The sequence below is a fragment of the Acinetobacter sp. TUM15071 genome (assembly GCF_008980925.1).
GTDB classification, from domain to species: Bacteria; Pseudomonadota; Gammaproteobacteria; order Pseudomonadales; family Moraxellaceae; genus Acinetobacter; species Acinetobacter dispersus.
The window spans coordinates 434,503-455,616 of record NZ_BKGB01000001.1 but is presented as its reverse complement, the minus strand read 5'-3'; the positions used below and the strand labels follow the sequence as shown (position 1 = coordinate 455,616).

Annotated in this window: 19 protein-coding genes and 1 pseudogene; 9 read left to right on the top strand and 11 right to left on the bottom strand. The window is 39.8% G+C overall.

The window, feature by feature from the left end:
* The 4 genes and pseudogenes from GBI66_RS02055 to rimI all read left to right on the top strand — a co-directional run.
* Window positions 1–127: pseudogene (locus GBI66_RS02055) on the top strand (elongation factor Tu); the annotation flags it as partial.
* Between the two features lie 303 nt (window positions 128–430).
* The gene (locus tag GBI66_RS02050; protein WP_005210941.1) at window positions 431–1,312 is read left to right on the top strand and encodes a metal-dependent hydrolase; all 882 of its coding nucleotides are present in this window, start codon (window positions 431–433) and stop codon (window positions 1,310–1,312) included.
* 223 nt (window positions 1,313–1,535) lie between these two features.
* Window positions 1,536–2,420, top strand: coding sequence for a metal-dependent hydrolase (locus GBI66_RS02045; RefSeq protein ID WP_151714996.1), 885 nt, complete (start codon window positions 1,536–1,538; stop codon window positions 2,418–2,420).
* A gap of 93 nt (window positions 2,421–2,513) precedes the next feature.
* A complete protein-coding gene (rimI, locus tag GBI66_RS02040) occupies window positions 2,514–2,975 on the top strand; it encodes a ribosomal protein S18-alanine N-acetyltransferase (RefSeq protein ID WP_212749405.1) in 462 nt (153 codons plus the stop codon).
* Here rimI and GBI66_RS02035 read toward each other — a convergent pair.
* From GBI66_RS02035 to trxB, 4 genes are all read right to left on the bottom strand, one after another.
* Window positions 2,961–3,776, bottom strand: coding sequence for an arginyltransferase (locus GBI66_RS02035; protein WP_004805148.1), 816 nt, complete (start codon window positions 3,774–3,776; stop codon window positions 2,961–2,963). The two genes, rimI and GBI66_RS02035, sit on opposite strands and share 15 nt — an antisense overlap.
* 28 nt (window positions 3,777–3,804) lie before the next feature.
* On the bottom strand, window positions 3,805–4,536 hold the full coding sequence (gene aat, locus GBI66_RS02030) for a leucyl/phenylalanyl-tRNA--protein transferase (protein ID WP_151714995.1): 732 nt from the start codon (window positions 4,534–4,536) through the stop codon (window positions 3,805–3,807).
* An 87-nt stretch (window positions 4,537–4,623) separates the two neighbouring features.
* Window positions 4,624–6,180 (bottom strand): class I SAM-dependent methyltransferase, encoded by a 1,557-nt coding sequence (locus GBI66_RS02025; protein WP_151714994.1) that lies wholly within the window; start codon window positions 6,178–6,180, stop codon window positions 4,624–4,626.
* 118 nt (window positions 6,181–6,298) lie between these two features.
* Complete coding sequence (gene trxB / locus GBI66_RS02020; RefSeq protein WP_151714993.1) at window positions 6,299–7,249, bottom strand: thioredoxin-disulfide reductase; 951 nt, start codon at window positions 7,247–7,249, stop codon at window positions 6,299–6,301.
* Window positions 7,250–7,501: 252 nt separating this feature from the next.
* On the opposite strand from trxB, the gene GBI66_RS02015 reads away from it, so the two are divergent.
* Window positions 7,502–10,573: a DNA translocase FtsK gene (locus GBI66_RS02015; RefSeq protein WP_151714992.1), complete on the top strand. Its 3,072-nt coding sequence runs from the start codon at window positions 7,502–7,504 to the stop codon at window positions 10,571–10,573.
* Between the two features lie 72 nt (window positions 10,574–10,645).
* On the opposite strand, the gene GBI66_RS02010 is transcribed toward GBI66_RS02015, so the two are convergent.
* The 7 genes from GBI66_RS02010 to GBI66_RS01980 form a co-directional block, all read right to left on the bottom strand.
* Window positions 10,646–11,182 carry a hypothetical protein gene (locus GBI66_RS02010; RefSeq protein WP_151714991.1) on the bottom strand — a complete coding sequence of 179 codons (537 nt, stop codon included), beginning with the start codon at window positions 11,180–11,182 and terminating at the stop codon, window positions 10,646–10,648.
* 146 nt (window positions 11,183–11,328) lie between these two features.
* Window positions 11,329–11,616: a PA4642 family protein gene (locus GBI66_RS02005; protein WP_004805161.1), complete on the bottom strand. Its 288-nt coding sequence runs from the start codon at window positions 11,614–11,616 to the stop codon at window positions 11,329–11,331.
* A 122-nt stretch (window positions 11,617–11,738) separates the two neighbouring features.
* The gene (gene minE / locus GBI66_RS02000) at window positions 11,739–12,011 is read right to left on the bottom strand and encodes a cell division topological specificity factor MinE (protein WP_004655180.1); all 273 of its coding nucleotides are present in this window, start codon (window positions 12,009–12,011) and stop codon (window positions 11,739–11,741) included.
* A 2-nt stretch (window positions 12,012–12,013) separates the two neighbouring features.
* Window positions 12,014–12,826: a septum site-determining protein MinD gene (minD, locus tag GBI66_RS01995; RefSeq protein ID WP_004805162.1), complete on the bottom strand. Its 813-nt coding sequence runs from the start codon at window positions 12,824–12,826 to the stop codon at window positions 12,014–12,016.
* A 73-nt stretch (window positions 12,827–12,899) separates the two neighbouring features.
* On the bottom strand, window positions 12,900–13,619 hold the full coding sequence (gene minC, locus GBI66_RS01990) for a septum site-determining protein MinC (RefSeq protein WP_151714990.1): 720 nt from the start codon (window positions 13,617–13,619) through the stop codon (window positions 12,900–12,902).
* A gap of 116 nt (window positions 13,620–13,735) precedes the next feature.
* Complete coding sequence (locus GBI66_RS01985; RefSeq protein WP_151714989.1) at window positions 13,736–14,794, bottom strand: preprotein translocase subunit SecA; 1,059 nt, start codon at window positions 14,792–14,794, stop codon at window positions 13,736–13,738.
* Window positions 14,795–14,818: 24 nt separating this feature from the next.
* Window positions 14,819–15,736, bottom strand: coding sequence for an acyltransferase (locus GBI66_RS01980; RefSeq protein ID WP_151714988.1), 918 nt, complete (start codon window positions 15,734–15,736; stop codon window positions 14,819–14,821).
* A 389-nt stretch (window positions 15,737–16,125) separates the two neighbouring features.
* On the opposite strand from GBI66_RS01980, the gene GBI66_RS01975 reads away from it, so the two are divergent.
* The 4 genes from GBI66_RS01975 to GBI66_RS01960 all read left to right on the top strand — a co-directional run bounded on the left by GBI66_RS01975 (window position 16,126) and on the right by GBI66_RS01960 (window position 21,107).
* A complete protein-coding gene (locus tag GBI66_RS01975) occupies window positions 16,126–16,779 on the top strand; it encodes an OmpA family protein (protein WP_005150975.1) in 654 nt (217 codons plus the stop codon).
* Between the two features lie 197 nt (window positions 16,780–16,976).
* Window positions 16,977–19,016, top strand: coding sequence for a DNA helicase Rep (gene rep / locus GBI66_RS01970; RefSeq protein ID WP_004805171.1), 2,040 nt, complete (start codon window positions 16,977–16,979; stop codon window positions 19,014–19,016).
* Window positions 19,017–19,038: 22 nt separating this feature from the next.
* The gene (gene dut / locus GBI66_RS01965) at window positions 19,039–19,491 is read left to right on the top strand and encodes a dUTP diphosphatase (RefSeq protein ID WP_151714987.1); all 453 of its coding nucleotides are present in this window, start codon (window positions 19,039–19,041) and stop codon (window positions 19,489–19,491) included.
* Between the two features lie 194 nt (window positions 19,492–19,685).
* Window positions 19,686–21,107, top strand: coding sequence for a phosphomannomutase/phosphoglucomutase (locus GBI66_RS01960; RefSeq protein WP_151714986.1), 1,422 nt, complete (start codon window positions 19,686–19,688; stop codon window positions 21,105–21,107).
* Window positions 21,108–21,114: the final 7 nt, after the last annotated feature.

Genomic DNA, 21,114 nt, shown 5'->3' with positions numbered 1-21,114 from the left:
TGGTGACAACGTTGAGATGTCAGTAGAATTAATTCACCCGATCGCAATGGACCCAGGTCTACGTTTTGCGATCCGTGAAGGTGGTCGTACTGTAGGCGCTGGTGTTGTTGCTAAAGTAACTGCATAATCGCTTAGAGTGATAAAAAAACACCCCTCTGGGGTGTTTTTTTATGTCTGTGGTTTTCTTATATCTAAAATCAAATATTCAATTAAATTTTTCCTTTACGTCAGAAAAGTAGTTTCATTGGTTTTCTTTTTCTCTTGCGTCGGAAATTTTAATAATTAATTAAAATTTCCTCCTCATGTCCTAAACTGATACCACGCTGTCCTAAACTGCACTTAATTGATTCGTATAAAAACGTAATATAAAACTCAAGAAAACGAACAAAAGTGCTCAGTGGAGATATTCCACTGAAAAGGAGTAGGCAGCATGAATGCTAAAGTGAATGTTTCGAATCGTGCAGGTGCAAGTTTCCCAGTACGTCGTATGAATTTTGATTTTAATGAAGTTCCTGAATATTGGGTCAGTGGTTCTGCTGGATTAACTCATTTTATGACAGGTTTATCTGCGCTATTTCCAGATGGTGAAAAGCTATTTATCGACTCAGTGCGTGCTGTACGTTACCACCCAGCCATTAAAGACAATGAAAAGCTGCAAAAAGAAATTAGTGCTTTTATTGGGCAAGAGGCGATGCATACTCAAGAGCATGTCAACTTTAATGCTTCAGCTCAGAAGTATGGTCATGATGTCGAGACACTTGAACGAAGAACAGGTGTCGTGATTCAAACAGGCCGTAAACTATTTGCTAAATTGGTTAAGCCATTTGGCATGACACAAGAAATGGTGGATTTGACTGCAACTACAGCACTCGAACATTTTACTGCAACCATTGCTTCAGAATTATTGCGTAATCCGCATATTCAAGAATTAATGCAAGACAAGACCATGGAATATATGTGGTTATGGCATGCGGTAGAAGAAAATGAACATAAGGCAGTTGCTTATGATGTGTATGAAGAAATTTTTGGTCGTGGCGTAAAGGCCTACGCGTTACGTAATACTGCACTGGTTGTTTCGATGGTTGCAATTTTCTTGACTCAATCTTCATTCGTATTGAAATTATTGAAAGATGATGGAAAATTAAACCTCAAAGAGCTAGGCATGATTTATCAATATGCCTATAGTCCATCGAAAGGAATTATTTCTGGAATGGCGGGTGAAATGTTGGCGTACTTCAAGCCTGGTTTCCATCCTAATGACTTAGATACTGTGCAATTATTGCAAGATTGGAAGGCAAAATTAGGCTTGTAAATTCTCCCTATTCTTGCCTCGAAATTCCTGAAAAGGGGACAATTAATTTTGTCCCTTTTTTATTTTAATCTTTCATTTCATACAGGATTTTGAGCAAGGCGACATGTCCTCAGATGATGCTTTTCTGACCTTATCTGCACTTATTGGATGAGCTGAAAAGGGCGTATAAATAAAGTATATAAAATAATCAATAAAGCGTATTCATCGTATAGGAGAACAAGGTATGAATGCTAAAGTTAATATTTCAAACCGTGCTGGTGCCAGCTTTCCCGTACGCCGAATGGATTTTGAATTTGGTGAAGTGCCACGTTATTGGGCCAATGGTGATGCTGCACTTACACATTTTATGACTGCACTTTCGGCACTATTTCCTGAAGGTGAGCAATTCTTTGTAAATAGTACCCGTGCAGTACGTAATGACCCTAAATTGGCAGATCAGCGACTGCAGAAAGAGATTAGTGCCTTTATTGGTCAAGAAGCGATGCATTCCAAAGAGCATTTGGCTTTTAATGCTTCGGCTCAAGCTTATGGTTATGATGTTCGTGAGTTAGAAGCTCAAACTGGACGTTTGATTAATCGCACTATAGGTGTTGCTTCAAAAGTACTAAAGCCATTTGGTTTTAGTAAAGAGATGATTGGGCTTACTGGAACGTGTGCCTTAGAGCACTTTACTTCTACCATTGCAGAAGAACTATTAAGTAATCCAGACATCCAAGCGATGTTTATGGATCAAACTATGTATCACTTATGGATGTGGCACGCAGTAGAAGAAAATGAACATAAGGCAGTCGCCTTTGATGTCTATGAAGCGATGTATGGACAAGGCCCTAAAGCGTATTTTATGCGTTCATTGGCTTTAGTCATTGCGATGGGTTTGATCTTTATCACTCAATCTTATTTCACGGCAAAACTTTTGCGAACTGATGGCAAATTAACATGGCGTGATACCAAATACATGATCAAATTCATGTATGGCTATAAAGGCTTTATGACTCGCCAAATCCCAACCTTATTGGATTTTTTAAGACCGAAATTTCATCCAAACGATCAAGATACGACTGCGTTGCTGAATAAATGGCGTGCTGAGTTGGGTTTTAATCTAAGTTAACTTCAATGGGCAGTCAAAACTGCCCATTTTTTTATTCAAATTTTGCTTTAAATTGCTGATAATCTGCAGCAGTATTTTATAGAGTAGCAGATCGTGATTCGATTGATGCAAGAAAAAGATTTAGATCGTGTTTCTGCAATTGAAGCTTTAGTTCAAACACATCCATGGTCGAAGCAGCAGTTTCAGGAATCTTTCGCCTCTTATCAATGTACGGTGTATGAGCAAGCCAATCAAGTGGTGGGTTTCTGTATTTTGCAGCCAGTTTTGGACGAAGCGAATTTATTGTTGATGGCGATTCACCCAAGCCAACAGGGCAAAGGACTGGGTTATGAATTATTAGAAAGTTCAATACAGCAATTAAAAAATAATCCGATCCAGATTTTTCTGGAAGTTCGTGAGAGCAATACAGCCGCAATTCGTTTGTATGAAAAGTCAGGTTTTCACCAAATAGATTTGCGTAAAAATTATTATCCAAACCCCGATGGTTCAAGAGAGCATGCTGTGATTATGGTCAAAACATGCACTGATGATTTTGCAGCGTTATTTAATAATTAAATTATTCCATTCAGAAGGTAGCGTACTCATCAATGAATTTCCAAGTTGATGGATTTCATTTTCAGAGAGTGGACGATTGAGTCGACGCCATTGCCCATCAAGTAATAATTCGAGTGGCGTATATTGCGATTTATAATTCATTTTGGGTGAATGCGGCACCCAGTAGCCTAGATATAAATAGTCTAGGTTCAATGTACGTACATATTCGATTTGTTTAAGGATCGCAAACACACCTAAAGACCGACGTTGTTCATCTGGATCAAAGAAGGTATAAACGGCTGACAGTCCGTCATCCATCAAATCACAGGTTGAAACACCAATCAGTTTTTGGTCTTTCCATAGTTCAATAAAGAAACTTTCTGTGCAGCTATGCACCAGAAATTTTTCAAACTGATCCAGACTGGCAGGATACATATCACCATCTGAGTGACGTTCATTGATATAACGTTCATATAAGTCGTAGTGTTGTTGAGTGGCTTGCGAGGTCGGCAAAATACTCATTTGCAAATCTTGATTGCGCTTCCATGCTTTTTTTTGGCTACTGTTCATTTTAAATTCTTGCACAGGAACACGGCAAGATAAGCATTGGCGACATAAGTGACATTCAGGACGATAGACAAAATCACCGCTACGACGAAAACCAACACGAGAAAGTTCTGACAAAGTCACCACATCGATACGGTGAATTGGATCAAGGAATACCATTCGCGCTGATTTGTTATCAAGATAACTGCAGTCGTGCGGTGGCGTAATATAGTACTGTAAGTCATTTAAAAGGGACTTGGGTTGATATGATTTCATTAATCTGTCCCTCCAAGGTGTTCATCCGTTAACCGTCTAATTTTGCAAAAACTGCTATTGTTTTACTTGAAAATACACGTTCTTGATAACTTTTCCAATTGATAGAGGGGGCAATAATTACATCTTGTAACGATTTAAGGTAGGCTTGGCGAGAAAGTGTACTCGCACCGAGGCTTAAAAGGTGATCATTGACCAATTGGCAATCAATCCACGGCAACTGATTTTCTTGCCCAATCAGCATTAAAGTATAGAAAGCCATTTTAGAAACATCGGTTTCAGTACTAAACATGGACTCTCCAAAGCAGCCTTTGCCGATACTGACACCATAGAGTCCGCCAACCAAGTTATCTTGCTGCCAGACTTCAACACTGTACGCATATCCTGCTTGGAACAAGGCGCAATAGCCTGCAATGATATCTTCACTAATCCATGTTTCATTGGCATAGCTACGCGGCAATGAACAAGAACGAATCACGTCTTCAAAAGCATGGTTAATGGTAATTCGATAATCATGCTTTTTCATATTTCGAATTAAAGATTTACTTGGTTTGTAAGCATGTGGTTCGATAATGCAACGTGGTTCAGGACTCCACCAGCAAATTGGCTCGTCTTCATTAAACCAAGGAAATAAGCCATGCGTATAGGCTTCAAATAAAGTTGAGGGTGAAAGGTCTGCGCCGATGCAGATAAATCCTTGACCTTCTGGATCTGCTTCAATTGGATTGGGGAAGATATATTGCGAGGATGGAAGCTGTTGCATGATCAGAAAAAGCAAATAAGAATGATTCTAAGCTAACTGAAGTTGTAGGGAATGGCAATCTTTGGCATTGTCATTCCCTTTGTGAGTTTAATTAAATAAGCGTAGCTGTTTAGCAATTTGTAGTTTGTTACTATCCAAGAAAAGCTGCGCTTTGGCTTGAATAATTTCGAGACTTTTTTCTCGATCAGTAACGGTTTTTCCGTCACTGTCCAAGACCAACCAATTCAGTTGAATGATGACATCTTGAACATATTGTGCAAAGTCACTCGCTGACGCTAAGCCATCAATAAAATGTGCACGATAGAACAATTGATGGAAATGCTCAGTTGGAATACCAATACCGGTAAGTGGACTAATCAAAACACTATAATTCTGATGAAAACTAGCTTGTTTGAGTAAATAATGATTTAAGCGATGACACTGTTGCAATGTTTCTTGTTTGGGTTCTAATCTTTGACAAGGTTGAGCCAAGCCTAAGTGAGACAAAATTACTAGTGCATTGAGGATCTTTGCATAATTTAATTGTGGGAAACTTTGTTCTAATTCGGCAATCGTCAGCGGTCGATAGTTTTCCTGTGCGAATTTATCACCAATTGGTGTGTAGATTTCCTCGATTAAATTAAAGGTGCCTAATAAGCCATTGATATTGGTTGGCAGTTGTTCCTTAGCTGTGAGCAATACAAAAGCTGTGTTACGCAGTCGCTCTTGTACCTGTAATGGGGTTAAATTGTTTTTACCGCGAATAAATAGGTCACGTCTAAATTGCGTGTTGGCAAAATAGTCGCGGCATTGTTCTTTGAAAATTGGGTGTTCAATCGCATTCAAAAAAGCTTGGTGTTGTTCTGAAAAATTGATGTTATCTAAGTGAGTACTTAGATCGGTTGAACCTGCATAAGATAGTTTGATTTCATCTAAAATCCTCACAATTTGCTGGAAAGAAAAACATTGCCAATCTTGATTTAAATATTCATGAATCAAATAATTCGGATTTTGCTGTTTTAAATCCGCGACTTTTTGTACGGCATTGGGATTACGCTGTGCAAAAATTGGATTTTGTTTAAGTAGGTCTTCACTGACGCTGAGGGCTTCACTGACCTTTTGTAGGGGATTGGTACTTTTGCTATTGAACTTGAAGTGGCTATGGAACAGCTCACGGATTGGCATATTGGCAGCCCAACCTGTGACACAGTTATAGCTGATATAGACAATACCATTCGGTTTTAAGAATTTACGGATAAATTTTAAAATAATGTGCTGGTTCTCATAGCTGATCCAGCTCCAGATGCCGTGCAAACTGATCGAGTCAAACATGGGCAAATCTTGGCGATTCAGCAACTCTTCAAAGCTATCATCATAAAAATAATGCTCAGTCTTACTGTGTTCTGCTAATTGGTTAGCATGTGCTGCATGAGCAGGATTGAAGTCTGTGCCGTAAAACTTTGCTTCGTTACAGGTTGCATGAATATTGATGCTGACACCTTGACCAAAACCAAGTTCACAATGTGTTTGATTTTCCTGAAAGTCGGGACTATCAATACCATTGAGTAATAAGCAAAACTTTTGGAAATTCGGGCTGAGGTCTCGATAATAACCGTAGGTATAATTTACTTCAGTTTGGTAGCCATTGGTCCATGTTGTTGTCATTTATTTACCCTATCAATTATCTAAAAAATTTACATTCAAAAAGTCATCATTTTTTGATTGTAGGGATGCAGGCATAAAAAAACCACCAATGTCTGGTGGTTTTTAAATTTTGGCCCGATTAGTTTAAATTATCGAGATATTTCTCTGCATCTAATGCTGCCATACAGCCTGAACCTGCAGAGGTAATCGCTTGGCGATAGATACTATCTGCAACGTCACCCGCAGCAAATACACCTTCAATTGATGCAGCTGTTGCATTGCCCGCAGTACCGCTATGTACTTGGATATAGCCATCACGTAAGTTAAGTTGGCCATCAAACATACCCGTATTCGGTTTATGTCCGATTGCAACAAACAAGCCTTGAACTTGAATATCTTGTGTACTTGCATCTTGAGTTGATTGAATACGAACTGCGGTTACACCAGTTTTGTCACCCAAGACTTCATCCACTTGGTGGTTCCAGATAATGCTGATTTTGCCTTCTTTTTCTTTGGCAAAAAGATGGTCTTGTAAGATCTTTTCAGAACGCAAGCTGTCACGACGGTGAACCAGTGTTACATGTGCTGCGATATTTGAAAGATAGAGTGCTTCTTCAACCGCAGTGTTACCACCACCAACAACCATGACATTTTGGTTCTTATAGAAGAAACCATCACAGGTTGCACATGCGCTCACGCCTTGACCCATAAATACAGCTTCAGATTCAAGACCTAAATATTGTGCAGTCGCGCCTGTTGCAATAATCAACGCATCACATGTGTACTCTTCCATATCGCCTTTGAGCACGAACGGACGAGTTTGAAGATCTACTTCATTAATATGATCGTAGACAATTTCTGTACCAAAGCGTTCTGCATGAGCCTGCATACGCTCCATAAGTACAGGACCAGTTAATCCTTCTGGGTCACCTGGCCAGTTATCAACTTCAGTAGTCGTTGTTAATTGACCACCTAATTGTAAACCCGCAATCAGTGTTGGCTTAAGGTTAGCACGTGCTGCATAGACTGCTGCGCTATAACCTGCAGGACCAGAACCCAAAATAATTAACCGTGAGTGACGAGCGCTCATTAAAGAACATCCTTTTTATATCAAAACTGCTAAAATTATACGTGAATCCGAAGGGGAGTGGGCTAAATCCATCGGGATAATACTGATTAACTCAATCGAATTGAGCTATATCCGAGCAGGATGTTAACAACAACAGTAAACAATCGTGCATCTTTTTTGTAAGAACGAGTGCATAATATAAAACTTATTGATTAAGGTAATTTAGACCTTAAAAGATACTAACAAATAACGAATTGGGTTACAGGACTGTATATGACTGCGGTGTCAAGTGTTTATGCACAACGCTTTTTAATGACATTATTTTTGATTTCTTTTGGCATTTATTTATTTCTTGCCACAGTGACTTATACACCATTTGATCCGGGCTGGATGCATATTTCCAGTGATACCCAGCAGGTCTCAAATGCAAGTGGTGTAGCAGGTGCTTGGATCGCAGATTTACTGTTTGGATTTTTGGGCTGGGCGAGTTTGCTCATTCCACTGTTCTTATTCATTGAGGCTATTCAGGTCTGGTGGCCAAGAAGCTTTTTAAACCGTCCATTTCGTTATGCTGCCCAATTCTTCTTGATTCTTTCAATTTCAAGTTTGTTGTATTTACATTGGAATACACCAGCGGATACCTTGGACAATGCAGCAGGCGGTATCATTGGTTATGAGTTGGGGCAGAGTTTATCTCAATTATTAACGATTTATGGTGCAACCCTTTTCTTACTGGCATTCAGTATTTTATTGCTTACGTTGGCTTTTGGGATTCAGTGGAACAAGACCTGGATCACTCTGAAAAATACACCGGCCTATTTACAAGATTTATTCTATAAAAATGTGCCACAGCATGAGTCTGCATATGACCTGACTGAGCAATTAGCCGCAGCCGATACACCAGCAATTAAGAATAAAGTACAAACTGAGTCTGCTCCTGTAGCAGAGACCAATGACGCTAAAGCGAATCAAGTTCAGGCAAAACTGATTAAAATTGATGATTCACATCATCAATTAATGGCTGAAAAATTATTTGCCGATGTGGTTGCGAAAGAGCAACAGCACAATTCCCAACCACAAGCTGTAGAGCAGGTTGAAGATTTTGAACAGACACTACAGCGAGCTCATCAGTTTGAGACAGAAAGTCAACGTTTAGTGCAAACGGGTGAGGTATGGCGTGCATTGCAACATGACGATGCGAGCCATAAACAAGAGATTGATGCATTATTAAGAGCTGCAGATGATTCGGCCAATGCTGCTACGCATTATGCGCCTGCAGCGCGTACAGATTCGTTAACACAACAAGCAAATACAGGCAATTTAGATTGGAATGATGATCAAATCTTTGATGAGTTGTTGGCTGCGGTACCGAATAGTAAGACAGCAACAGATTTACATACGCCATTTACCCAAGAGCCTGTAGCAGCACCAAATCATCATGTGCCTGAAGCTGAATTTGAAGCGGATATCGAAGCTCTAATTACTGAGTCTGCACGATCAACAGAAATAACAACGCAGTCATATTCATCTCCAACTCAAGATGAAACCCACAATAGCGTTAATGAAGAACGAGATGATTTTAATGATCTTCTCGTGGAAGATGAGCATGAAAATAGCAGTCCGCGAACCACAAGCTATGCACAATCTTCTGCTTTCGTGAAGGCACCTATTGAAGTTAAGTCAGCACCAAAAGAAACCTTGTCTAAAGAAGCTTTCATTGAAGCTTGGCAAGAAACTGCAGGTAAGGCAGAGCCTGAATCTGATTTAGAGATTGAAGATGATTTTGACCTAGATGCACCGTTAACAGATGCATTTGGTCGTCCGATGTCGCGTGCGATGCAAGTGGCGAAAAAACGTCTTGATTTGCCAACCTTGCCGGGCCTAGAGCTGCTTGATAATGTGGATCCAAATAAAAAGGTCAATTTCACTGCTGAACAATTGTCACGTCTTTCTGAACTTTTAGAAATTAAATTACAAGAATTTAATGTGAAAGCACAGGTGGTAGAGGCGCAACCAGGTCCTGTAGTCACACGTTTTGAACTGGATCTTGCACCAGGGGTGAAAGCATCTAAAGTCACTAATATTTCCCGTGATTTAGCCCGCTCTATGTCGATGGCTTCTGTTCGTGTGGTTGAGGTAATTCCGGGTAAACCGTATATTGGAATTGAAGTACCGAATAGCAGCCGTGAAATGGTACGCTTGATTGAGTTATTGAAAACGCCAGCTTTTGAAGACCCTGCGGGTTTGCTCTCTATGGCGATGGGTAAAGACATTTCAGGCAATCCAGTAATTACTGACCTCGGCAAAGCACCGCATATGCTGGTTGCAGGAACCACAGGTTCGGGTAAATCAGTTGCAGTCAACTCGATGATTCTTTCGATGTTGCTGAAATACACACCTGATCAGTTACGCTTAATTTTGATCGATCCAAAGCAGCTAGAGTTAGCTAACTATAACGATATTCCACATTTGTTAACGCCTGTTGTGACGGATATGAAAGATGCCGTCAGCGCGCTAAATTGGTGTGTAAATGAAATGGAACGCCGTTATAAACTGATGTCATTCCTGAAAATTCGTAAGTTGAGCGACTATAACCGTAAGGTCGAAGAAGCGATTGCCAATGGTGAAGATCTTATTGATCCAACATGGAAAGCCAGTGATTCAGTTGTGGGAGAGCGAGCACCGCGTTTAGCGCCATTACCATCAATTGTAATTGTTGCCGATGAGTTCGCTGATATGATCATGCAAGTCGGTAAAAAAGCGGAAGAAATGATTACGCGTTTGGCACAGAAATCGCGTGCAGCAGGTATCCATCTATTACTTGCAACCCAACGTCCTTCGGTCGATGTAATTACAGGTTTGATTAAAGCCAATATCCCAACCCGTGTTGCATTACGTGTCAACAGTAAAATTGACTCGCGTACCATTCTCGATGCAGGTGGTGCTGAAGACTTACTCGGTCATGGTGATATGCTGTTCCTAGGACCGGGTAAAATCGAGCCTGAGCGTGTGCATGGTGCCTTTATTAGTGATGATGAGGTCAACCGTATTTGTGATGCTTGGCGCGAACGTGGTGAGCCTGATTATGTCGATGAAATTCTCACGCCATTTGATGAAGAACCAACATCTCGTGGTTTTGAAGATGGCGATGGCGATCCAAGTCGTGATGCACTTTACGATCAATGTGTCTCCTTCGTCCTAGAAACACGTAAAGCATCAACATCATCATTACAGCGTAAATTTAGTCTCGGCTATAACCGTGCCGCTCGTATTATTGACCAAATGGAAGAGAATGGCATTGTCAGCTCAATGGGCGCCAATGGTAAGCGTGATATTCTGGTTTAATCAAAACTCTTTGCTAAAAAGCCTCTAGTCAATAGAGGCTTTTTTATTTGTCTTATATGAGGCGAAGGGATTTTATCTAATCCCCATAACTAAACCTGCAAGTACGAGCAACCACCATAGCGAACCAAAAATGATGATCACTAGATGCGCAGTACTTAACTTTTCTTGGATGACGCTATTCACTTGATCAGCGTGTGTTTTGGCATAATTCAATGTGACAAAAGCAGGAATCAAGAAAATGAAATTGAATAGGGCAATCAACCAATAAGGATCGGGCAGATGGGAGGCAAATGTCACCACTAGGTAGCCAGCGAACATCCATGCGGCTGAGAATGATCGTGTATAACCATTTTCTTGGGCATAGCCTTGAATCCTATTAAACAGTGCGTATAAGAAGAAGATTGAAAAAATGGCACGTAGCGCAGGCATAATATTTAAATTATCTTTAATCGCAAAAAAACGCCATGCTTTAAACATCCACCAAATTTGATATAAGCCAAAAGAAGTGATGGATAAAATAATAAATCGTTTCATGCTGATAATTTTTAGATCAGCAACATGGTATTTTATTGGAGGTGATTCAATTAAATGATTGTTCGTGTCTGTCATTGTCTTTCTTTGAAAATAGAATTGTTTTGGTTTTATTTTAATAAATTACAACAAATTGGTGACATGGTGGTTTTAGATAATGCCACATCATTAAGATCTGATAGCGATAGCACAGATAAATCATATGGCATTATTGGGGAAAGCAATTAGGCAAATTTTGCCAAGACTTCCAAGAAACCATCTTTTTGGCGTGGGAACTGTGCAATCACATCGTGAATGCGTTGACCTTCTGGATTGGTTGCATTGAGATCACGACCATCAGCCAAAAACTGGATGATTAAGCGTTCATAGTCATTTGGACGCATATGTTTGAATGCATGATAGAGCACATGAAAGTCAGCATTTACGCCAGTTGGAGGAAGTTGGTTAAGGTAGGCAAACACACGCTCATCTGACCATTCTTCATTGAAAGTTGCTGGCTGTGATAATGCCATGACAATCTCCTCAGTCTTATAAAATAATAAAGGCAAAATACTTGAAGTGGGGAAAGTTCTACTTTCCAAATCCACCCGCGTATTCTGCCTTTATTTGCGAAAAATCGCTAATGAAAAAACTTCTATCGATCTTCAGGTAAATTGATATTCATTTCTAACATTTCGATATTTGCTTCTGAACGAACCTGCATTTGAATATGCTGTTCATCCACACCACGAACATAACGACTCACAACCTGCATGATTTCTTTTTTCATCTGGTCGATTTTGTCTTGGCCTAGGCGACGGCCTAAACCTTGTTCAGAGGCAACAATTACCTTTAAACGATCTTTGGCAGTTTGTGCACTTGATGGTTTTTCATCACTGCTAAAAAGTTTACTCCAGAATCCTGCCATAATTACGCTCCAAATAGTCTAGCTAACCAACCTTTTGGCTGTACTGCAATGTGTCGATAAGGACGGTCTTCGCCAAGGAAGCGAGCCACTAAGTCATCATAAGCTTGTCCAGCTTTTTCTTCTGTATACAGAATCACTGGTTTACCTTCGTTTGATGCTTGAAGTACGCTCGGACACTCAGGGATGACACCCAAAGTTGGCACACGTAAAATATCTTTCGAAATATCATCGATCGTAAGCATTTCTTGTTTATCAGCACGCTCTGGGTTAAAACGTGTAATACATAAGTGCTTACGAATACGACCTTCGTTTTGTTCAACTTTTTTGGTCTTGCTGTCCAGCATACCAATAATACGGTCTGAGTCACGTACTGATGAAATTTCAGGGTTTGTTACAATGATTGCTTCATCAGCATGATACATTGCTAAAATTGCACCGCGCTCGATACCAGCAGGTGAGTCACAGATGATGTAATCGAACTCTTGAGAAAGTTCATCAATCACACGTGCAACACCTTCATCGCTCAAGGCATCTTTATCACGCGTTTGTGATGCTGGGAGAATGTATAAGTTCTCAATCTCTTTATCACGGATGAGTGCTTGTTGTAGGCGTGCTTCATTATTAATGACATTGACAAAGTCATACACTACGCGGCGTTCGCAGCCCATGATTAAATCAAGATTACGTAAACCCACATCGAAATCAATCACAACAGTTTTATGACCACGTAGGGCTAAACCTGTTGCAAAAGATGCACTTGTTGTAGTTTTACCTACACCACCTTTGCCTGACGTTACGACAACAATTTTGGCCACCGAATCCACTCCTATTTATGGTCATACGCCCCTAAAAGGGCTTATTGGTGCTTTTAAAACTTCTTTCGTTAAATTAAAACTGCAAGGCTTCAAATTCAAGTTCTTGCTTGTTATTTAAATAAATATGTACAGGCTTTTTGATCATATCTTTAGGAATATCATCTGCTACACAATAGGTCCCCGCAATAGAGATTAATTCTGCTTCGAGCGAATGGCAGAAAATACGCGCCGCAGCTTGTCCACCTGCACCTGCAATGACTCTACCACGAGCATTACCATAAATGTGAATATTTCCAGATGCAATCACTTCTGATCCACTATTCATGCCAGCATTTAAGATAATATCGCCCTGATCTTGTACCAAACATTGGCCTGTCCGCAAAATCTCATCATGATAAGAGGTGATATACGCATTCGATGTATTTTTTTGTGGTGTTTGTATTGCTGAATCATCGGCTGCTTTTGTAGGAGCATGATCAACCACTTGTTCTTTTGATGCTTTGATCCGTTGTAACGGTTGATCTGTAGGAAGAACAGGGAATTGAATCGCACGCGCTTCATCACCCAAAATGCCATCAATCACAGCCATGGGTTGTAAACCTAAATCGATTAAGAGCTGAATTAATGCAATGAGCTCTTGCTCAACGGTACTGTCTATAATGACTAATGTTCCGAGATAAGAACCTTCATTCAGCGTGCTGGTAAGTTGCTGTCGGATTGCATTATGGTCATTTGTGTCGAAAGTCAGTCGACTAAAATTCACCATTCTGCCCGTAATCCGTATATCAGCCATAATTTATCCTTCAGGGCTTTTTAAGCGCTCTATTGTGTTAAAGCAGTTGTAAATAAAAGCAAATGCTAGAACAAATTACACGAATTCTCTAGCTTGATTGGTAATTTTTCTTGTAATCACTCTGCTTTTTTATCCAATTGATCATATTCTTGCAAAGTTTGCTGCCATTGCTTTACTTTTACTTGTTTTCGAATCGCTTCAAGGCTTTCAAATACCACTGATTCGACCAATTCTTCTAAGTACTGATTATCAATATTCAGTTCGCTGACTTTTTCTGCAATGAATTGATAATTTTCATTGGGTCTTTGAGATGAACCTGAAGTAAAGGGTTCAATTAAGCCTGCACTAATATTTTCACCTAAACGTTGTCCAATACTTTGTATTTGTTGTTCGATTCGGCCACCAACAATTGGAATCAAGCGCAATAATTGCGTCAGTTCAGGCGTATCTTCAATGGCTTGATTGACAATGACACCTACTTTTTGAGTAATCACTGGTTGTTGTTGCTGTAAAGCAGTCGCTAAAGATTCCTGCAACATTGAAGAAAGCGTTACAGTAAACAATTGTCGATGATGATCAACCAAATCATGGATAATTTTTTTATGACTTGAACTGGTTTCAAGTTCATGTCGAATGCCATCAATGACCGTAATGACAACTCGATCAGAAAGTTCCTCCATCACGACACGATAGTAAAACAGAGCTTTGACTCGAATACCATCTGGTACGACCTTATAGCCTAGCTCATGCAGTCGGTAGGCGATAATTCCTGCACGAAATAGTCGTAGAAAACGGAAATGGGGAATAATCGCAATGATTTCGTACCAATGAATAAAGGGAAAGAACCACCAACGTGCATGATGCTTTTGTACGATTGATAGAAACCAGCGAATAGATAGTTCCGTAATCAAAAAGATGATAAACCAAGCTTCGGTGGTAATGACCCAGGGGTGTAAATAAGTACGATAAAATTCAAGTACATTTGCAAGGTGAATGGTATTAAAAAACCATGCACCAATATTACTCATCAAGAAAAAGTTCATGCCTAAGCAGAACAAATTAAAAACAATAATAAACACCATGAAAATGTCATAGACAAGGAACAGCTTGAAGAACTTACTGCTCGGATTGACATAGCTATATTTAGAGTTTTTTCCTGAGTCCTGCTGGGTCATGTTTGTGCTCAATCCCTAAGGAGATTATTGGTGATACTTGGATTTCATTTGTGTGATTAACTGATCTTTTTCAGTCCAGATCTGATCCACCCATTTTTGGAAGCATTCACGATAAACTGGGTCATCTTCATAATTACCATTGAGTGTCCACTCTGGAATATCTATTTTACGTAAATCCACAGCAATACGTGATACGTCTCCCAACCAAAACTCGCCGTAACCAGGAGCACCATCAGGATAAACAATGGTCATATCTACAAAAGCATCAATTTGATTACCGAGAATATTCAATGCTAAAGCCAAACCACCAGCTTTGGGTTTAAGCAGGTTTTGATAAGGTGATTGTTGTTTTGCATGCTTTTCTGGGGTAAAACGTGTGCCTTCTAAATAGTTCAATAAAGTAAAAGGCTGGCTAAGTAATTGTTCACACGCCTTACGTGCTTCAAGCATATCGCGTGATTTAAGTTCTGGATTTTTGGCAATTTGTTCTTTGGTATGTCGCTTCATCATCGGGAAGCCCAAAATTTTGAAAGCTTGCCCCACAAAAGGAATAAAAATAAGTTCCCATTTGGTGAAAAAGCGGGTCAGTGGCATACGGGTTAAGCCAAAGTATTGATTCACTGTCGTATCGACCCAACTTTGATGATTACACATCATGAGATATCGACCTTGTAAATTAAGATCGAGGTTTTTATCAATACTGATATCCCAGTGTAAATCTGGCAATACATTGTCAATTAACCAGTTATTTACCCCTAACCAACTGTTGGTAATCTGAATATTGGTTTCGTCTACTTTTGCAGATTTTTTAAATAATTTGGTTAAACCTAATGCCAGTACAGGTGGGCCATGAAAAAATGTACTTCCTGTGATGACTGAACTAACGGTTAATCCTTTACTGACTTTTTGCAATAAGGACGCTTTTTTATTGGCGTTAGACATAAATCAAACCTTGAGTGCAGATATTTGGAAAAGAGATGGTTCAACTATAAACAACAGAAGTTGAAATACAACTGTATATTTGGCTGATCTGACAAATTTTATATATTTAGGTGGTTTAGGTTGTTTTTTCAACTAAAGTTATGAATTTTTCTCTGTTGGATAACCAAAAAATGTAAAATTGTATTTTGTGACAAATGTCTCTAAAAATATTTTTTATGTTAAAAACAACAACAATGAAGGGATTGTGTGGCTTTGTTCAAGTAAAATGCATCAAAATATTACAAAAATATAAATAAAGTGTTTATTATTAACAAAATATCAATGGTCTAGCTTAATTTTCTCATTCATTATTTGTCCAGACAACAAAATACATAGACAGGAGCTACGCGATGCGTGCATTAGTAATTTCAACACTCGTAGGGGCTGGATTGGTACTTTCTGGTTGCCAAACAACAGGTAATAACATTGGCGGCGTTGAGTATGACAAATCTGCTTTAGGTGCATTAATTGGTGCAGCTGCGGGTTATGGTGTATCTAAGGGTAACGCAAACTCAAGCAAGCAAAACAACCGTGCTGCAGCAATTGGTGCGATTCTTGGTGGTGCAGGTGGTTTATACCTCGACAACAAAGAGAAAAAATTACGTGAGCAAATGGCGGGTACTGGTGTAGAAGTAGGCCGTAACCCAGATGGTTCTGTACAATTGATCATGCCAGGTAGCATTACGTTTGATACTAACAAATCAAATATCAAACCTAACTTCTACGGTACTTTGAATAAAGTAGCGCAAACTTTAGGTGAAGATAACAAGAGTGCGATCCTTGTAACAGGTTATACAGATAACACGGGTAATGACTCAATCAATATCCCATTATCTCAAGCACGTGCTCAATCAGTTAAAAACTATTTAGCTGGTCAAGGTATTGCAGGTAGCCGTATTGATGCGCAAGGTTTAGGTTCAGCTAACCCAATCGCTTCAAACACAACTGCTTCTGGTAAAGAGCAAAACCGTCGTGTTGAAATCAGCATTTATGCAAAACAGTAATTTTTTACTAATTTAAAAAAACCACCTTCGGGTGGTTTTTTTATTGCATATAAATATAGACGACAAGCTATGGCGTAGTATTTGTGTAAGGCATCATAATTTATACATATCCCTAGATTTACTATTGGGATTCTAAAACAGAGATGTCTATAATTGTGCTCGAAAAAACAGGCTCGGAAACGAGAGAGGTACGTCCCATGTCATCTGCCAGTCAACTCAATGACAAGCAACTTGAAGCCATGAAATATGTTCAGGGGCCATTGCTGGTACTTGCAGGTGCAGGTTCAGGTAAAACTTCTGTAATTACCCGAAAAGTTGCATTTTTGGTGCAGCAGTGCGGTATTCCTGCCTATCGTATTACCGCAATGACCTTTACCAATAAAGCTGCACGTGAAATGAAAGAACGTGTCGGAAAGTTGCTTTCACGTGAAGAAGCAAAAGGACTTTCGGTTTCGACTTTCCATACTTTTGGTTTAAATTTACTCCGCTTAGAATTAAAACATCTGCCGCTTAAAAACAATTTCTCGATTTTAGATGCCGATGACTGCAAACGAATTTTGATGGATTTGATGCAGCGGGACAATTTGTCGGGTGCAGAGAGTAAAGAACTGCTTGCTAAGGCAATGAAGAAAATTTCAGATTGGAAAAACGATCTGATCGTTCCAGAACAAGCACATTCAACTTGTGAAACGGTCGAAGACGTGCAATTTGCACATCTTTATCAGCTCTATGAGCGTAATTTACGTGCTTATAATGCAGTTGATTTTGATGATTTGATCGTAATGCCAACGCGTTTACTTCAGGAAAATGCTGAAGTCCGTGACAAATGGCAGAATCGTGTTCGCTATTTATTGGTGGATGAATATCAGGATACCAACACCGCCCAATATACCTTGGTTAAGCTTTTAGTGGGTGTGATGGGGCAGTTTACCGCTGTAGGTGACGATGACCAATCCATCTATGCTTGGCGTGGTGCAAAGCCTGAAAATATGGCCTTATTGAAAGATGATTTCCATAATCTCAAAGTGATTAAGCTGGAGCAGAATTATCGCTCGACCAGCCGTATCTTAAAAGCGGCCAATGCCGTGATTGAAAATAACCCACATATTTTCGATAAAAAATTGTGGAGTGATAAAGGTCACGGTGAAACCATTCGTGTCATCACTTGTTTAAATGATGATGATGAAGCAGAACGTGTGGTGAAAGACTTGATCACACATAAGCTGATGAATGGTAAGAACTGGAAAGATTATGCCGTGCTGTATCGCGGTAACTTTCAGGCCCGTGTGATTGAAACCCAACTGCGTCAGATGCAGATCCCTTATAAATTGTCGGGTGGGCAATCCTTCTTCGCACGTGCCGAAATTAAAGATGTGATGAGCTATTTACGTCTCATCATTAATCCTGAAGATGACAGTGCATTCTTACGTATTATTAATACGCCAAAACGTGCCATTGGTCCTGTGACTTTAGAGAAATTAGGTTTATTTGCTCAGGAAAATACACTGTCTTTGCTGACTGCGTCATCAGACCAACGCTTAAGCATGGTATTGCCGAAAAAAGCTGCGACTCAATTACATGAGTTCGCTGATTTTATTGCGACATTTACACGCGAGTTGTTAGATGATGATGAACCGATGCCAAAGGTTCGTCAGATGATCAACGAAGCAGGTTATATCGATTATATTCGTGAACAGGCTGCGACACCTGCACAAGAGAAGACCAAACTCGACAGTATTGAAAGCTTGTATAGCAGTATTCAAAATCTATTGAATCGTACCGATGATGTAGATGAGAAGAATATTGAAAGTGTGATCCGTAAATTGGTGCTGTTGGATATGCTTGAGCAGCAACAAGAAGAGGAAGATACGGATAAGGTGAACTTGTTGACGCTACATGCGGCAAAAGGTTTGGAATTTCCTTATGTGTATATGATCGGTCTGGAAGAAGAGTTATTGCCACATAAGAACTCGATTGCATCGGAAACCGTCGAAGAAGAACGCCGTTTGATGTATGTGGGGATTACCCGTGCACGTCAAGGTTTAACACTGACTCTTGCCGAGCAGCGTAAGAATGGTGGACAAATGCGTCAAATGACGCCAAGCCGTTTCTTGGATGAGATGCCACAAGATGATTTGGAATGGCATGGTCGTAAAAAGAAACTGGCGCCCAATGTTGATCCGAAAGAACAGGCTCAGCAGTACCTCGCTAATTTAAAAGCATTGTTGAAACGTTAAAAAATTGTAAGTAGGAAATTTAATGAAAGTTCAAGTTAAAGTATTAGATGCGCGTTTAGGTCAAGAGTGGGCTTTGCCTTCTTATGCGACGACAGGTTCAGCAGGTTTAGATTTACGTGCGTGCTTAGATGAAGCGATTGATATTGCTGCTGGTGAGACTGTTTTAGTAAAGACAGGTTTGGCGATTTACATTGAAGATCCAAACTTTGCTGGTTTAATTTTACCGCGTTCAGGCCTAGGTCATAAACACGGTATTGTATTAGGCAACCTGGTAGGCTTAATTGATTCAGATTATCAAGGTGAACTGATGGTATCGGTTTGGAACCGCGGCAAAAACAGCTTCCGTTTAGAGCCAGGTGAGCGCTTAGCACAATATGTACTGGTTCCTGTGGTACAGGCAGAGTTTGAACAAGTGGACGAATTTGTTGCGACTGAGCGTGGAGCAGGTGGTTTTGGTCATACTGGAAAACAATAAGTTTTTCAGTAATTATCACTTTAAATGCAATGTTTTGCTGAAAAACGTTGCATTTTCTATATTGATTGTTGCCTCGATATATATTACAAAGCAGCTGACTGATTACTTTAATTTTTCTGAATAAGGGTTAATTAATTTCTTAATAGTTTCTGCTTTTTTTATGGATCAAAAGATTATAAAAATAGGGGCTTACAGTGAATATAAAACATACATTTCCTCTGAATATTTTCCGCGCCTATGATATTCGCGGAAAGTTAAGTAATTTAACACCGAATATTATTTGTTCTATTGCCTATGCTTTGGCATCGCAATATAAAAATGCTGAGCAAACGCATGTTGTGATTGGTTATGACGCGCGTTTAACTAGTCCTACTTATGCCAATATTCTTCAACATATATTTGAGCAACAAGGTTTACAAGTCACCAATATTGGTTGTTGTTCATCCCCAATGATGTATTACATTGCCCGTGATTTTGGTGGTAATGGAGTGATGGTCACAGCAAGCCATAACCCTAAATCGGACAATGGCATTAAATGGATTTTAAAAGGTGAACCGCCTACGCCAGAAACCATCCAACAGGTAGGCCAGTTCGCACAAATTTCTATCCCAAATCTTGAAGATATTCTACATTCAAAGAATACCGAGCATCATATTGTTCCCAAATATTGCTTGCAGTATCAGCAGGCATTGATCAGTGACATTCAGTTAGCGCGACCATTAAAAATTGTTCTAGACGGATTACATGGTTCCGCAGGGCGTTGTGCCAAACTGGTTTTAGAAAAACTGGGTTGTGAGGTGATTGCTTTACGCTGCGAAGCAAATGGACATTTTCCTGATCATGCACCAGACCCGTCTCATGCAGAACATTTAGTAAAGTTACAAGCCGCTATTGTTGCTGAAAAAGCGGATCTTGGTATTGCACTGGATGGGGATGGGGATCGCTTGGTTTTACTGGATGAACAGGCACATATTATTAGTCCTGACCGTTTACTATCATTGTTTGCTCAAATCTGCTTACAGCAACATCCACATAAAGAAATTGTCTTTGATGTGAAGTGTTCTCGGATGGTAGCAGATACTGTACAACGTTTAGATGGACAGGCGAAAATGATTCGCACAGGCAGTAGTTTCCTGCGTGCATATCTGTCTCAATCGAAAGGAAGTGCTGTATTTGGTGGTGAATATGCAGGTCACTACGTTTTTAACGATGGACGTGGCTTTGGCTATGACGATGGTCTATATGCTGCACTACGTGTGATGGAGTATTTAACCCAATCCAATGCAGCGACGCTGTCTGAGTTATTGGCAGCTTATCCAGAACGTTATTGCACAGAAGATACCTATATTGGGACACATGATGCTGATCCTAAGCAGGTTTTAAATGATATTGAAATTTTAAGTCATCGTTTAGGCGCTCGTTTAAGTAAAATTGATGGTGTAAGACTTGATTTTGACGATGGATTTGGCATTATTCGAGCATCAAATACTGGTGAATATTTTACCGTCCGTTTTGACGCTGATAATCAGAATCGATTAATTGAAATTCGTCAGAAGTTTGTTTCTATGTTGCAAGACCAATATCCACAGATTGCACAAGAACTCGCACAGGCCTAAACAGGAG